Genomic DNA, 303 nt, shown 5'->3' on the forward strand with positions numbered 1-303 from the left:
AACTTCGTAAAGAAGTCAAAGGCATTGACTGAATATTGCTATCCAATTCATGGCTTTGTCTTCTGACAAACACAGTACGATATGGTGGAGCTATGCGGGATCGAACCGCAGACCTCCTGCGTGCAAAGCAGGCGCTCTCCCAGCTGAGCTATAGCCCCGTAATCGAAGTGGTGGGTCTGAGTGGACTCGAACCACCGACCTCACCCTTATCAGGGGTGCGCTCTAACCACCTGAGCTACAGACCCACTTCGTGTACTGTCTCTAAACTTGAATCAAGGCAATCTGTGTGAACACTCAACAACA

Annotated in this window: 2 tRNA genes; both read right to left on the reverse strand. The window is 49.8% G+C overall.

Going from position 1 to position 303, the window contains the following annotated elements:
* Positions 1–82: 82 nt before the first annotated feature.
* Positions 83–158 (reverse strand) — tRNA-Ala (locus AAHB08_RS21100).
* Between the two features lie 10 nt (positions 159–168).
* Positions 169–245, reverse strand: a tRNA-Ile gene (locus AAHB08_RS21105).
* Between the last annotated feature and the right edge of the window lie 58 nt (positions 246–303).

The sequence above is a fragment of the Aeromonas sp. OTU364 genome, assembly GCF_038440395.1.
In the GTDB taxonomy this organism is placed as follows: domain Bacteria; phylum Pseudomonadota; class Gammaproteobacteria; order Enterobacterales; family Aeromonadaceae; genus Aeromonas.